The following is a 14,368-nucleotide window of genomic DNA, read 5'->3' on the forward strand; positions in this document are numbered from 1 at the left end:
CGCGCAATGGCGACCAGCGAGAGTCGAAGGATCGAGATCGATGACGATCTCCATGTCAACTTCAGCCAATGATTGCCTGCTCCGAAGGTCCACAACCCTTACGATTTTCAATAAATCGACTCAACTGAGGTTCGAACCATCATCGAGTCGCTTTCTTGACGATGCCTGCTTCGCGTCTCGCGTTTGTGGCGAGATTTAGCGCCCTCGCCTGCAGATGCGATCATGGCTGTTGTTGTCAAAGTGAAGTTCCGAAAGGTTGCCGGGAGGATACGACTGCGACGCTTCGTGAGAGTCGGCTAAAGCAATCTTACGAGGGCGTCGCTCCCCTACGCGGCACACGTCGACGTACTGCGGTCGCCGGCAAGGTGTGGTCGATCGAAACCTGCCAGCCGCCGGGGCTGGGCGCTCCGGGCGGACTGTGCATCTCTCCCATTACAGAACCATATACACGAATCGCCGCGCTTCGAGCGCGCCAGAATTGCTCGTGCGTCTGTACCGACGTCGGCGTCGCCAGCTTGAGGTCGCTTAGGCCGAGGGTGCTCGACGTATGTCAATGTTGCCGAGGGCGCGTTGTCGCCACGACGTCCCGCCACTCGGCGCCCCTGCAGAGAGGAGACGCATGGGATTCGTCACCTCTGTAACCAACTCAGTCCTTCCAGCCCCTTATCTTTGACGAAGGTCACAACGACATCGCTGACGTGCCCGAAAGCGGGCCAAGCGCGATTGAGCCCCTTCAGCGAGAAGGAAACAGACGTTACTACTTGATAGTTCGCCGGAGCTCTGCGGCGCAGCATCGCGTAGATCGATAAGCCGGATCCAACCGCGACGCCGACCGCGCCTGGGATAGCCCCGATATTACCGTGAATATCGTAGACAAGCTCAGTAACATTGCCAGCAATCAAACCGGCACTTCCGGTTATCTGCATGCGGCGAGACAGTCGAGTCGTGTCCCAGGAAGATGCTGGAGGGATATGTACGATTTCGGGAGCCGTCTCTCTGCTCTTGGTTCCGCTGGCCGCCCCATTAAGGGATTTCAACTGCTGCGCAGAACGGCCGGTTCGCCAGGCAATTCCTGTCCAAGATAGGCCTCGCGAGTTGTCAAACGACCCGGGAATCCTCAACCCCGCGCCGGTCCAAACTGCATGCGAATCGGGATTGCTTGTATACGTGCTTGGAATCCGATCCCGGTGCGCCTTGATGATCGCCCGCGCGGAGGAGCCATTTCTCGCTGCAAAGGCATCCAGGTCCTCGCCTGATTTGATCCGAGCGGTGATCTGCCTCCCCTTAGACGTGAATCGCCCGGGAATTGCCAGTTTCTCGCGACGCCCGACATCCTCGAGCACCTTCCTGACGGACTTATTTTCCTTTCTGGCGATCTGGCGGAAAGTGAGCTGCTCATCGTTGCTCTTGATGGAGATCGACTTATCTGGATTAATTAGTTTAAGCGGATGCGCGGGATCTCTCGCATTGACGCGTCCGATCACCTCGTCCGGTACGTTATTCCTGTCCGCGATTTCGCTCAGACTGGTGTCGGTTGACCGGACCGTATCGGTAGCTCCACGCGATCTAAGCGCGCCATAGCCACTGAAATAGCTCCGCGCTCCCAAGACGATTTGCGCGGAGCCGATGACAGCTGCTCCACCATATTGGAAGCTCAGCAGGTGGCCGCTCGTCACACTGACGATGTCGTTTGCCATGCCGTTGGCGATGAAGCTCACACCTGTTGCGGTTCGCAAATACGGGGCTGCTTTTTCGGGTATTCTCAACTTGGCAGCCAATTTCGGCTTGAGCTGAACGATGTTCAGCGGTCCACGAACTGTGGCGTTCCAGGCCGCCAGCATGCCTAGAGATCCGAACCGCGCGGCTGCTGCAAGGGCAACCGCATCGGAGGCCACTCCTGCAGCAACGGGCAGAGCCTGTCGGAGGCCTGACCTGCGCGGTGCCACTTGTCGATCGCCCACTCCCGTGTAGGGCTGATCCGTGACCACGACACGAAAATCCTTTTTCGGCAGATCGTAGCGTCGGCTGTATGTCTTGGCTGATTGCGGCGGACTTCCGCCCCAGTCAACAAAGCGGTCTGTTGCTCCGATCACTCCTCGCCGTGTGATGTTTGCGTCGTTCATGGCGAACGGTCGGCTTGGCTTGTTTCCTCGTGTCTCCACAACGTAGATATACCTGTCGGCGCTACTGCCGTATTTGGAGGGTTGGAGAGCGACCCGGTCCTGAAATCGTTCGAATGCCTTCGGGCTGAGCACAAGAGTCAAGCCGCTCGAGGCCGGCGGGGGCGAGGCCGGAGAGACCGCACCACCGCCGCTCGCGGGCGGCTTGCCGCCGCCACCACCCGCGGGCTGGGCTGCCGTCGAGGCGGCTAGGGCCCAATTTGCAGCCGAGTCTTCGCTGACAGGTCTTTCGTGCAACGCCAAAGCGGTCTGCCGGAACGATGCGAGTGCCGCTGGATCGCCTCCGAAAACCGCCTTATGGAAGTCGGTCTCCCCCATCCGGTCGCGAATGGCCTCCGCGATCTGCGCCTCCGTCGCATAGGGCGATGTGCCACGGCGCGGCACGACCTGCGAGGCGAGAAGCTCGGTCACACCTTCATTCAAGTTCGAATGCGGCCGGCTTGAATCAATGACCAACGTGCTTGCGAGCTTCTTGAACGATTCCGAGGTCAGTGCATGCACGGCCTCGTGTGCGACCACGTCCGGGCTCAATCTATCGGTCCGTACATAGACGCGATGCCCCTGATCCGATAAGATGCTGAAGGCATCGACGGACGCCGGATCGTGCTGGCCGCCGGCTTTTTGATATGCACGGGCGAAAGCGGCGGGATCCATGGCCTGCAGCCGGATGCCATTCGGCGATGTCCCGCTCGCCTGACCCTGATAGGCGTCAAACACCTTCCTTCCCGCGTCGAACGCGGCGGGCTGACCGGCAAGGCCCGTTTCGGCCACGGTGCGGGATCTGCTCTGCTGATAGTGATGAGAAGCCACACCGGAAACCGTATTGAGACCGATGGACAGATAGTCTTGGGCGGTCGGCGCCTTGCCGGAAAGGAGGCCGGGGCCCGCAGTCAGCATGGTGTTCGCACCCAGCTGGGAGGCTGTCTGATAAAGCGGGTTCGACACGAGTCCATTCGGCCGTGCCGCGCTTGCGGTCCGCACGGCCACCTTGCCGTCGACGAACTTCGTCAGACCTCCCGTCACGCCGGCCACCGCGAGATTCTTGAAGTATCCGGAGAACGCATCCTTCATCTGCGCCTGGGCTTCGTCCTGCGTGAGCCGTCCCTCCGAGAGCTGATATTGGGACTCGACATACGTCCCCGCCACGTTGCCGAGACCCATCACCCCCTGATTGGCAACCATGACCGTTGATCCGGTTGCGAGCTTCGAGACGACCGAGCTTGCAGCCTGGTCGAGGCCGCGCGTAAGGAAGGCCTCCGTGGCTCCGCCCGTCAACGCCCCCCCTGCTGCGCCGAGGGATTGCACGCCCGATACGGTCGCATCAACGCCCGCCTGCTTCACCTCATCCCAGCTGCCGCCACCCTTGAAGAAGTTGTTGGTCAGCGCTGCGTCGAGTGAGATGTGAGGATCGCTGTGAATGTCGCCGCCACCGAACACAGTTGCTGCATTCTGGGCCGTGTCGATGGCTTCGGCCGTTCCCGTTCCCACCAATGTGCCCGCCGCAAGGGCGGCCAATACCGGCGCGCCGGCTCCGGCCGTGGCCATCGTAACCGCGGTCGCAGCCGCGGCGATCGCGACGTCGCGCACGACTTCCTGTGCACTCGACCAATTGGCGTCGGTCTTGCGCTCGTTCTCGAACATCCGGTCATTCTGGGTGGCCAGATTACCCATGATGTTCAGATACTCGCCGTTGACCTCCTGGGCAGTCATCCCTCCCTGATTTTTCTGCAGGGCCGTGAGCGCCTCTTTCTTGTCCTGCAGATCCGACTCGAGCTCAGACCGGTTGGCACCGAACAGCCCCCCGACCCAATCGCCGCCCTTCTGCAGAAGGCTGCGGTTGCCGAGCGCTTTGTCTTCCCTGTCGATGGCATCCTGCAGCTCATGTAGCCCTTGACCGATATCCACTCGCGCGTTCGCGTCTTTGAGGCTCGCAAGCTGCTCAGCGACCGCGCCATCGCTCAAGGCACCCGGATGCTGCGCAAAGAATGTATTGTACGCATGCGAGAGCGCGCTCTGGTCAGAGACCGTTTGCGGATCAAGTAGATTTTGCGGCAATGTCAGCCGAAACTGGGAGTCCAGCAGCTGATATTGAGCCAGCTTCTGTTGAAGCTTTGCATATTGAAGCGATTGCTGAGCCGTCGTCAGGGCGCTGCTCGCTTTGGTGAAACCCACAGCCTGTACATTGCCAGCTTGTACCGAATCAGTGTTGGCGGACTGCCGCGCGGTTGCGACCGCCGCCTCGCTCTGTGTGACACGATAATCCTGAACCAGCCTGTTGGTCGTTGCAGCCAGCTCTTTCGTGATCAGGCCGGCCGATGCCGCGTCAGTTCTTGCCTGCGCTATCTGCTGCAACACCGGCGAGTTTGAGGGCAAGGGAACATGGCTATAGGTGTGCTCCAGATTAGCCAATGTCGTATTGCGCTGGTCGGCGTAGGCAAGCCCGGTTGCCGACTTGAAGCCCGCCGTCGCAATGTCGGACATTGTCGAGAGCTCGCGCAACTGACGCTGCGCTTGGTTCAGCTTGAGCTCCGTGGCGGCCGTCGGATTCTTGATATAGGCGGCCTGCGCATCCGAGACGGCCTGGTGGCCCTTGATCAGGGCGAGGTCGGTCCCGACTTTGTTCTGATAGGCGCTTGCCTGATCGTATTCGATCTTCGCCGTGGTAGCGGTCTGCCGGGCTTGCGGGGACAATTTGGCAAGATCGGAGTCCTGCGCTGCCTCAAGATCGGTCTGCGCTGCCGCCGCAAATGCCACCCGGTGCTGAGCTGCGGCCCAGCCTGCATTCTGGTAATCAGCGTTCCCGTTCGCGAGCTTGAGATCGAGCGATGCCTGCTGCGGATCGCTGCCGCGCGTTGCACGTATGGTGTACCCCAATGGATGCAGAGCGTCGTTCACCCGATCCTGGGCATCCTTCGCAACCGTCCCGTATTTCTCGGAATTCGAAGCATAATACTGGAGCTGGGCCTTGCCCTGCGCGACCATGCCGACATCGGCGTTGAGCTTGCTCCGCGCGACGGTGAAGTCGTCATAGGCGCGCAGCTGCGATGGCGTCAAATTCGCCTGGGTCGGATTGTCGTTCTGGTCGATCGTGACACCGGCTTTCTTCAGCGCTGTGGAAGCGCTCTCGAGCTCTTTCTTGTCCGCCGCGGCCTGCTGCCCGTAGACGACGCTTTTCCCTGCCGCAAGGTCGGCGCTCGCGGCATCAAGCTTGCGCTGGTCCGTCGCCAGCTTGTGTTGCTGCGCATCCTGCTGCTGATTCAGCAACGACAGACGGTGCAATGTTCCGGCGCTGATCCCCCGGTCCATCTCGGTGTCCAGACGGCCGAGCTGCGATTTGGTCTGTTCGAGAGCAGCCGTATCGGCGGTGACCTTGGCCTTTCCCGCGGAAACCTGGGCCGAGGCCGCGTCGACGAGCGGGACAACTTTCCGCGCGACCGGATCTTTCACGGTGACCGGCGGCGGTGCCGGCTTGTAGTTCGCTGCGGCGGCGTCGATGCGTTGTGCGGCACTCAGATTGCTCTTGGCCGAACTCAACACCGCCTGGTCGGCGGTGACTTGCTGCTGAGCGGCCGCAACCTGCTTCTTCAGATCGCTGATATGGGCTTGATGCGCAGCCACCGCGGCGCCCGCGCCGCGACCGTACCCGATCGGCGCCTTCGTTCCCTGTGCATCATTCAGTTCGGTCTGCAGTTTATGCAGCTTTCCAGCATCACCGTCGAGAGTGGTCTGCGCTTTTGTCTGAACAGATTTTGCCTGCGAAACGGCGTCCGGGACCGGCGCCGCCGGCGCCGGGGCGGGAACTCCCGGACATGTTGCCGCCGCCTTCGGCGGAGCAGGCGGGCCAAGCAACACAGGCGTCGGCTGCAGAACCGGACCTATGAAAGGTCGAAGGGGCTGAAAGAGCGGCGAAGGTGCGGTCGATGATGATCCAACGCTGCGCGCCGAATTGCGATCGAGCATGCCCGACGACGATGCCGCGGACTTCGGCCGCGGCGGTGGCGGGGGAGGAGGCGGGGGAGGAGGCGGGGGTGGGGGTGGGGGTGGGGGTGGCGGCGGAGGAGGAGGACTGGCGACAACCGAGCCACCTGCGTCATCTATCCGCATTCGTGCGTCTCCCCGTTAGCGGCGGCGGCTCTGCTCTGGCAGACGCAGTTCGTCAGCCATGCAGCCCGCTCGGCGATCATGTCCGAACGACAGTTTAGGACATCAGCCGGCGGCCGATCCGAAATATATTGTGAAAATACTGTGGGGCAGCACGGCTACACTCAGGACATGCCGCACGCGCGCAAGGCCGACACCACCGGCTGGAAAAACTCCTCGGTGATGTAATGGTCCTGAGCGATACGGCGATCGAGTTCCTCTGCGAGGTCTGGATTGCGGAAACGAGGAATGCCAAGCTCAGCCGCAGCTTCGGTGAGATTGTGCGCACGGACGGAACGTCCTTTGCACACGAGCCTTGGGACCTGTGTCTCGCCCGGAACATAACGCAGCCCGACCATCACATCGTCGCCCTCGATGACCACTGTTGCGCTTTCGATTCCTCCCCGCCCTCCACCGTGCGCCAGCGATTGCCGCTGACGGCGTTGCGCAGAGCGTACCTCCGGCAGGCCTTCCTGGTCTCTCCGCTCGCGCTTCGCCTCGCTTCGTGTCATCCGCATCTCGCGCATGAACAGTCCGCGCTGCACCAGAACGTCGATAAGGCCGCCCACCATCAGCATGACTATTGCCGCGACGAGGAGCGGTGCCATGATCGCCCCGGTCACTGGCACGAGGCACGAAAGACCGCATCCTGGCGTGTGAACCAGGGAGTTGAGCGACATCTCGAGGACGAAAACCGAGATCGTGACGAGGAGGGTCGTCTTGACCAGACTCTTCACCAGCTCGATCAGGCTCTTGAGCGCGAAAATCCGCTTCAAACCCTTTGCGGGATGCAAGCGCTCCGCGCGGGGCTTGATAGGGTCAAGGCTGAAGACGATCCCCTTGGTGACGGCGACGTTGACGACGAGGGACATTAGGACGACGATGGCCGCCCCCCTTGCAAGGTATGGCACGGCGGCTTCGTACATCATCGTTCCGATCGTGCCCGCAGCTTCCCGAAACGGTTGCCCGCCCGCATCGCCCACGAGCATCATGGCTCCCCGTAACCGCGCGAAAAGCTCCGGCAAGATCAGCCAGAGATAGAGCAGCATGGACGACAGGCATGCACCGGCGACCATATCGGTGCTGCGAAAGACCTGTCCCTTTTCGCGCGCCTTACGTAACTTCCGCTCGCTCGGAGGCAGCGTCCGCTCCTCAGTGCCGCCATCCTCACTCATCGCAGGAACTGCCCTAGTTGGTCCAAGATTCCGGTCAACTCTCCAAGCTGAGTACCGAAGTGATCGAGCAGAAAGGCCGCATAGAGCGGCAGAACCAGGAAATAGACCAGGTTGCGCGCCGCCATCGAAAGATCGAACACATTCAACTGCGGTGCGAAACGGGCAATCACCATCAGCGCGAACATCGCAACGAACATGGCCGCCAGCACTGGAAATGCCAGGATCAGTGCCAACTGCAGCACGCGGACGAGCATTTCCAGCGCCAATAGGCCGCTCTCCGCGCGCAGCAAAGGCGCGAGCTCAATGACCGGCCAGAGCCTGTAGCTGCCATAAAGGGCTTCGACGACGCTATGAAAGCCGTCGGCTGCGACGAACAGAACCACCGCAGCGAGCATAAAAAGCGTACCAGACGCGGTGGACTCGGTCATGGCGTTGGGATCCTGAAGCTGGGCATCGGGCGCCTGACGTTCGTAGTCGAGCAGGTCGCCCGCGACCTCGGCGGCCCAGAACGGGATCCCAAGCAGCAGACCAAGGAGCCCTCCGATGATCGCTTCCTTGAACCCGACCGCGACCAATCGCAATGTTTGCGTGCCGATCGGAGGAAGCACCTCAACAAGTCCGGTCATGACCGGTAGCGAGATCGCGACCACGAAGGCACCACGAATCGAGCCGGTCAGCCCGAGGCGAACAAACACGGGAAAGGTCATGACGAAGGCGCTGGGACGCGCGATGGCGAGCGCCAACGAAAGAAGATGACGGAAGACGAGGTTGGCCCCCGCCTCGATGCTGTCCAACGGCATGAGGTCAAGCCCCATCGCCACTCCGCGTCGCCCATATCCCTCCGAGCACGATGAAGGGAAGGCCCGTCAACGCGTCAGTGCAGGAAAATCCGCAAGGATCTGATCGGCATATTGGATCAGCGGTGCCGCCAACACTGCGCCGAACACCGCCAGCGTGGCCACGACGGCAATCAGTTTGATCGTCTGCGGCAGCACCTGATCCTGAATCTGGGTTGCGGCCTGAAGAATTGAGACGAAGAGGCCAACAACCATCGCCACACCCAGGGGAGGCATGGCAAAGATGAGAACGACCGTCAGACCCCTGACCAGATGATCGACGATTGTCGCTTGGCCCATTGCTTCCCCTACCCATCTCGCAGGCTATCCGTAACTCAACACCAGGCCATGCATCAGCTTGGACCAGCCCTCGACCATCACGAACAAGAACAACTTGAATGGGACGGAGATCGTCGATGGCGGCACCATCGACATGCCAAGGGACATCAAAACCGCGGACACCACGAGATCAATCGCGATGAAGGGCAGATAGAGCAGGAAGCCGATCTCGAAGGCGCGCTTGAGCTCCGAGCTCATGAAGGAGGGAACGAGAATAACGAGATCTTCGCTCGACAGCTTGGCCCTGCTGCTATCGGGCCATAAGCTGCCGGTGGCAGTGACGAAAAACTCTCGCTCCGCGACCGTCGTGAACCGGCTCAGATGTTCGCGAATTGGCTGGCCTGCCCGCTCAGCAGCATCTTTCCAGTCGGTAAAGGTTTGAAACTCGCTGGGACGATCATTGACGCGCTCATACACGGTCTGCACTAGCGGCGCGCTGACATAGGCCGTCAGAACCAGCGCAATGGCATAGAGCACGAGGTTTGGAGGCGTCTGCTGCACTCCCAGCGCGTTCCGGATCAGGAACAGGACCACGGCGATCTTGACGAACGATGTCATCGTCACGACGACAAAGATGACAAGGCCAAGTCCGGCGATGACCGCGAGAACAGCGAACAAATTGAACTGGGTCACGGCTTCAGCTCATTCGTGATTGAACAATCTGTTGATCCGCACGCCGATTGCCTCGCCGATCCTGACGATCTCGCCCTGCCCGATCCGCCGATTCCCCGCGTGAATCTCAATTGCATGTCGCGGATCCCGACCGAGATTGAAGACATAGCCCGGCGCGATCATGCGCAACTCGCCGAGAGGTATCTCGAGCTGGCCGATCTCAAATAGGAGCTTGATCTGGAGGTCGTCCAGGCTCACATCGTCTGCGCCTGTATCGACGCTTTCATGTGCCGTCATGTCCACAGCCGTCCAATGATGATGAAGATCGCCTCTGATCTGGTGCAACGTGTCCACCACTGTCGCGTCGCCTCCCTCGAAGCGGCATGAGGTGAGACGACGCTCGCCGAAGACGGCGGCGACGCGTCCACCCGGCATCGCGTGTTCGATGATCACGACGTCTCCCGGCCGTAAGCTCGCAAGCAAGCGGGCGCTGACGCGCGTAGCACCAAGCCGGAAGGCCGCGCAGATCGGAACTCCGGCGGCAGCAGCCGGACCCAATGCTTGAACTTGATTTGCCAAACGGGATTCGTATGGCTCTGCTAAAGACAGGTAAGCACTGAACGATCGTTCGCCAAACCTGCCGCGACACGGGATTCCGATCGAGTCCGGAACGCTGCCATCGAAGGAAGCATGCGTGAGGATGACGGGGAGGCCGAGCGTCTCCTCGATTGCATCAAGTATGGCGGCGCAGGCGAACTCGATCAGAAGCAGCAGATCGGGCTCGGCGAGCGTCGTTCGAGGCGGACCATCAATCGCCTGCAGCGTTGCATCGATCACCTCTACAGGCAGACTTACGGCGCATGGATCACCGCCGATCGTAAAATGCAGACGACACGCCGGCCGGCTCGAAACGCCCGAGGAGGCGCCCGAGAAGGAAATCCGCAGCGGCAGACCCGCCAACTCGCAGGTGAGTTCAGCCAGTCGCCGACACCAACGACGGGCACGTAGAACATCAGCAATGGATAGCACGTCCGGATGAAATTCGGTGATCTCACCGTCAGGCGCTCCGCGCCCGCGAGCGGGGAATGGCGCGTTCATGCTTGCCGCCCCGCCGCCCTGCCGTCCGAATTAGCCATCTCCTCTAGCAACGTCTCACGGCTCTCGCGACGGCGACGTGATTGCTGCGATAACTCATCCCACTTGCGACGCCTCCGATGAGCCTTCACGAATTCGAGGCGTAGACCCTGAACTTCGTTACGCGCCTGGTCGAGCGTACGGATGCTCGCAAGGCGCTGCTCGGCAAGCGCCATTGCCAGCGACTCGAGGCGCCTGAGTTGCGCGTCAAGTTGGGTGATCTCCCGCGCGGAAAATGGACGCCCTACCATCTGCTGGTAGATCTGACGTTCGCGTGCGCCACGCGCCGCTGCTTGCAACGCAACCGCATGATTGATCTGCGTCAATTCTGCAGCCGCTTCGACCTGTGCCTCCACGCCGCGCTGAAGCGCGGAATTCGCCCGCCGCTCCCTCTCTCCGAGAACGATCCGCATCCTGCGTATGCGCGTGAGCAGTGGATCGTACCTCATGACGCGAGCTGCTCGAGTTGATGGATCGTGCGATCCCACGGAACGGCCTCGCCGAGGCCCTGCCGCAGAAAGGACTTGATAGCATCCTGCTTGGCGATCGCCTCATCGGCGATCGGATCTGATCCGGCCTTGTACTCCCCAACCTGCAGCAGGAACTCAAGCTCTGCATAGCGAGCTATGAGTTCACGCATCCTCCTGGCTGCAGAGCGATGACGGCTCGTCACGACCTGATCCATGACGCGGCTGAGGCTGGACACGATGTCAATCGCAGGGAAATGCGCCGACTGTGCGAGCTTAGGTGACAACGCGATGTGCCCGTCCAGAATGCTGCGCGTCTCCTCCGCGATCGGATCCGCGGTACCATCCCCCTCAACCAGCACGGTGTAAAATGCAGTGATTGAGCCGGCGACTCCGGGACCGGACCGCTCGAGCAACTCGGGCAATGCCGCAAACACCGACGGCGGAAAGCCCCGGCGCGTCGGCGGCTCGCCCGCGGCCAGTCCGATCTCACGCAATGCCCTCGCAAAGCGAGTGACACTGTCCTGCACCAGGAGCACGCGTGCGTTGCAATCCCGGAAGTACTCCGCGATCGTCACGGCGACATAGGCAGCAGTGACGCGCTCCGTCGGCGGCCGGTCGGAGGTTGCGACAATCACGACTGATCGCGCCCGAGCCGCTCCGGCCAGGCAGCGCTCGACCATTTCTCGAACTTCGCGCCCACGCTCGCCAATCAGTGCGACAACGCAGACGTCGACGTCCGCGTTCTGGACGATCTGGGCGACAAGCGACGATTTGCCCGCGCCGGGTTCGCCATAGATGCCGATCCGCTGCCCCTCGCCGCAGCTGAGCAGACCATCGATCGCCCGGATGCCAAGTGACAAAGGGCCGTCAACGAGCCGCCGGGCCAAGGGCGCCGGCGCAGCTCCGCGGACTCGTCGAATCTGGTCGAACTCGGGCCATCCTCGTTCCTGAACGTCGAGAGGGCGCCCGAGCCCGTCGACGACGCGGCCGAGCAGCGCTGGCCCAACCATGATGCCGAGGGCCTGCCTTGTCGAGACGACTTCCGTTCTTGTTGAGAGACCCGCCACGTCTCCGAGAGGCGTCAGCAACGCGACACCGCCTTCGATGCCCACGATCTCGGCCTGCAGATCAGCCGAGGCGTGGGCAGAACGGAGCAAACAGATATCGCCAACACGCGCATCGGGAACGATCGCCCTGATGAGGGCCCCCGACACCTGAACCACGCGCCCTCGGATCGGGCGCAGTTGCGAACGGCCTGCAGCTTCACGCAACTGCGGCAGGATTCGCGCGAGTCGGTGCGTGGCAGAGCCTGCCGGCATCATGGCTCCACCCCCTCGAAACCGGCACGCAGCGCCAAGGCGAGCTGCTCCAGTTGAGCGTCAACGGAAACATCGATCTGCCCGAACTCGCTCCAAAGCATACAGCGCCCCGGCGCAAACTGCGGGTCCGACACGATGGTGAGTTGGTCGGCCCCATCCTCCAGCAGCGTGGCCACTCGTACACGGATGGACTCCATCTCCTGCGGCGCAGTCATCAGCACGAGGGCCGTACCGGAACGCATCTCTTCGAGTGCTCTGGTGATGGCGCGCGCGGCGAGATCGTCCGGCTCAAAACCTCCGAGGATCTCCCTGATGATCTCGACGACGAGCGTGATAAGTTCGTCTTGCAGTTCGGCGACGAAATCATCAACCGTGACCTTCGTTTCCGCAATCAGGCGGGCCGCCTCCTCAACTCCCGCGAGACGACCATCCTCGAAGCCTCTCATGCGCTGCTCTTCGAACGCGAGCCGGGCCTGCGCGGCGATCTGCTCGCATTGCCGCCGGGCGTCGGCAAGAGAGGCAGCCGCGGAAAACCAGGTCTCCGCCTCTTCGGCTCGAACCACGGGTCCGAGCGGATGGAACGTGCCGGTAGGCTTGTCACTCTCGGGGGCTTTCACGGCACCATCCCATCGGCTAGAACGCGATCAACAATCTCCGGACCAAGCTGTTGGTGTCGCCGCGAGACCGAGGAGCCCAGCGGCGAGTCAATCGGAAATCGAAGAAGGATGCGGCTGCGCAAGGTGGCGGGGAGTCGCCAGATTGCGGCATTGAGACATTGCATCCCATCACCTCGGATGACGTCCGCAAGCGCAGATGGATTCGGGGGGCGATCGGGTTTGGGCGACAGATCGATATTGGCGAGCGCGACCTTGTGGAGTCGGGAATCGAATTCTCCGAGATGCTCCCGGAGCGTAGTCTTGAGGACCGTGGAACGAATTGCGTGGGCATGCCAAACACCGCCGGCCAGCTCACCGACGCGGCATAGCTGCTCGCAGTCGAGAAGCGCAATGCGACTGCGCGTGTCAGCGACGTCGGCTGCCGTGCAGCAATCAAGCTCATAATGCACAACGATCCGCTCTGAGATATCTCGGTGGAGTCGGTCGCAGGCGAGTATCCGTGCGGCAAGCCCGGGCGAAACGCCCGGTACGCACGCGAGAAATCGTTCAACGTGGATGTAGCGTGCCGGCAATCGGCAAAACGTGTCCATATCGATCACCGGCCGATGCCCCACCGGCGCGCCGGGTTCGCAGCCGCCGCCGCCCTTCGGATCACGCAAACCAAGGGATGCTCCAGGTTGCACAAGCCTACTCATTTGCCGGCCACGCCCACTTCAATCGCACTAGGATACGACGCGCAGCGGATCACGCGCCGGCCTTCGCGCCTCCCGACGCGGCGCGTTGCGTTGCGCATATCCCACGCGTGCCCGGCGCCAGAGCTGGAAGATTCCGATCGATCCCAGCAGCCCCGCCCCTACCGCGGCTGACACCTGCAGGATGAGCGGACCGTCACGCAGGGCAGATCCGTCGTGAGATAGAACGGATGCCGTCGTCTCGATCGACGTGGAAGGGCTGACTTCGACGGGATCCGAACTGCCACGCACGAAAACCACGGCCACCCTGTCGTACGTCAGTCCTTCGACACTGTTGGCAATGAGGGTCTTGATCTGCGGTAGGAGCACGGCGATTTCGGCGCGCGCGTCATGCTTGATGAACACCGATGCCGCCGACGACGGAACCTGATCGTGACGCAACGGGTCTATCTTAGGCAGCACCACGTGGACTCGGGCAGAGATGACTCCGTCGATCTCCATGATCGTCCTTGCCAACTCTTGATTGAGCGCGTGGATCAACCTGACTCGCTCCTCTGTGGGTGACGACACCAGACCATTGCTTGAGAATATGCTGCCCATGTCTTCGAACTTCGCATGCGGCAACCCGGACGCATTCAGCAGCGTCACAGCGTCGGCAAATCGCTCCTGCTCGACCCTGACAGTATTGCTACCGTCCTTTGCCTGGAGTCGGTCGGCGGCGATTCCGTTGCGCAGCAGAAGGGCCATCATCAGATTAGCCTCCTTCTCGCTCAAGCGGCTATAGAGCTCGCCCTTGCAACCGCTCAGCATGAACGCCAAGCCCAGCACCAGCGCCAAATTCAATCCGTGCCCTC

The 14,368-nt window shown here is 61.6% G+C and carries 11 protein-coding genes; all 11 read right to left on the reverse strand.

Annotated elements, in window-relative coordinates; translation table 11 throughout:
• Positions 1-629: 629 nt before the first annotated feature.
• The 11 genes from QX126_RS24800 to sctJ all read right to left on the reverse strand — a co-directional run bounded on the left by QX126_RS24800 (position 630) and on the right by sctJ (position 14,342).
• Entirely contained in the window at positions 630-6,140 is a 5,511-nt protein-coding gene (locus QX126_RS24800) for a hypothetical protein (RefSeq protein ID WP_315784299.1), read from the reverse strand.
• A 305-nt stretch (positions 6,141-6,445) separates the two neighbouring features.
• Positions 6,446-7,495: an EscU/YscU/HrcU family type III secretion system export apparatus switch protein gene (locus tag QX126_RS24805; protein ID WP_315784301.1), complete on the reverse strand. Its 1,050-nt coding sequence runs from the start codon at positions 7,493-7,495 to the stop codon at positions 6,446-6,448.
• The gene (gene sctT / locus QX126_RS24810; protein WP_315735419.1) at positions 7,492-8,310 is read right to left on the reverse strand and encodes a type III secretion system export apparatus subunit SctT; all 819 of its coding nucleotides are present in this window, start codon (positions 8,308-8,310) and stop codon (positions 7,492-7,494) included. Before sctT ends, QX126_RS24805 begins: the two co-directional genes overlap by 4 nt.
• Positions 8,311-8,361: 51 nt before the next feature.
• Positions 8,362-8,631, reverse strand: a complete 270-nt coding sequence (gene sctS, locus QX126_RS24815; RefSeq protein WP_315715074.1) for a type III secretion system export apparatus subunit SctS — start codon at positions 8,629-8,631, stop codon at positions 8,362-8,364.
• Positions 8,632-8,655: 24 nt separating this feature from the next.
• A complete protein-coding gene (gene sctR / locus QX126_RS24820) occupies positions 8,656-9,303 on the reverse strand; it encodes a type III secretion system export apparatus subunit SctR (RefSeq protein ID WP_315735421.1) in 648 nt (215 codons plus the stop codon).
• Positions 9,304-9,312: 9 nt separating this feature from the next.
• Positions 9,313-10,380 carry a type III secretion system cytoplasmic ring protein SctQ gene (sctQ, locus tag QX126_RS24825; RefSeq protein ID WP_315735423.1) on the reverse strand — a complete coding sequence of 356 codons (1,068 nt, stop codon included), beginning with the start codon at positions 10,378-10,380 and terminating at the stop codon, positions 9,313-9,315.
• Positions 10,377-10,865, reverse strand: coding sequence for a hypothetical protein (locus tag QX126_RS24830; protein WP_315784303.1), 489 nt, complete (start codon positions 10,863-10,865; stop codon positions 10,377-10,379). The genes sctQ and QX126_RS24830 overlap by 4 nt, the downstream gene beginning before the upstream one ends.
• On the reverse strand, positions 10,862-12,205 hold the full coding sequence (locus tag QX126_RS24835; RefSeq protein WP_409999121.1) for a FliI/YscN family ATPase: 1,344 nt from the start codon (positions 12,203-12,205) through the stop codon (positions 10,862-10,864). Before QX126_RS24835 ends, QX126_RS24830 begins: the two co-directional genes overlap by 4 nt.
• Positions 12,205-12,822 (reverse strand): type III secretion system stator protein SctL, encoded by a 618-nt coding sequence (sctL, locus tag QX126_RS24840; RefSeq protein WP_315784304.1) that lies wholly within the window; start codon positions 12,820-12,822, stop codon positions 12,205-12,207. The genes QX126_RS24835 and sctL overlap by 1 nt, the downstream gene beginning before the upstream one ends.
• Entirely contained in the window at positions 12,819-13,481 is a 663-nt protein-coding gene (locus QX126_RS24845; protein WP_315784306.1) for a SctK family type III secretion system sorting platform protein, read from the reverse strand. Before QX126_RS24845 ends, sctL begins: the two co-directional genes overlap by 4 nt.
• A gap of 63 nt (positions 13,482-13,544) precedes the next feature.
• On the reverse strand, positions 13,545-14,342 hold the full coding sequence (gene sctJ, locus QX126_RS24850) for a type III secretion system inner membrane ring lipoprotein SctJ (RefSeq protein WP_315784441.1): 798 nt from the start codon (positions 14,340-14,342) through the stop codon (positions 13,545-13,547).
• Positions 14,343-14,368 lie beyond the last annotated feature (26 nt).

This window comes from Bradyrhizobium sp. SZCCHNPS1003 (assembly GCF_032381555.1).
Classification (GTDB): Bacteria; Pseudomonadota; Alphaproteobacteria; order Rhizobiales; family Xanthobacteraceae; genus Bradyrhizobium.

Bases quoted from the DNA above. Each gene is read 5' to 3' on its own strand.
- sctT (WP_315735419.1), bottom strand. From the start codon at position 8,310: ATGGGGCTTGACCTCATGCCGTTGGACAGCATCGAGGCGGGGGCCAAC.
- QX126_RS24805 (WP_315784301.1), bottom strand. From the start codon at position 7,495: ATGAGTGAGGATGGCGGCACTGAGGAGCGGACGCTGCCTCCGAGCGAG.
- QX126_RS24800 (WP_315784299.1), bottom strand. From the start codon at position 6,140: ATGCTCGATCGCAATTCGGCGCGCAGCGTTGGATCATCATCGACCGCA.
- sctS (WP_315715074.1), bottom strand. From the start codon at position 8,631: ATGGGCCAAGCGACAATCGTCGATCATCTGGTCAGGGGTCTGACGGTC.
- QX126_RS24830 (WP_315784303.1), bottom strand. From the start codon at position 10,865: ATGAGGTACGATCCACTGCTCACGCGCATACGCAGGATGCGGATCGTT.
- QX126_RS24835 (WP_409999121.1), bottom strand. From the start codon at position 12,205: ATGCCGGCAGGCTCTGCCACGCACCGACTCGCGCGAATCCTGCCGCAG.
- sctQ (WP_315735423.1), bottom strand. From the start codon at position 10,380: ATGAACGCGCCATTCCCCGCTCGCGGGCGCGGAGCGCCTGACGGTGAG.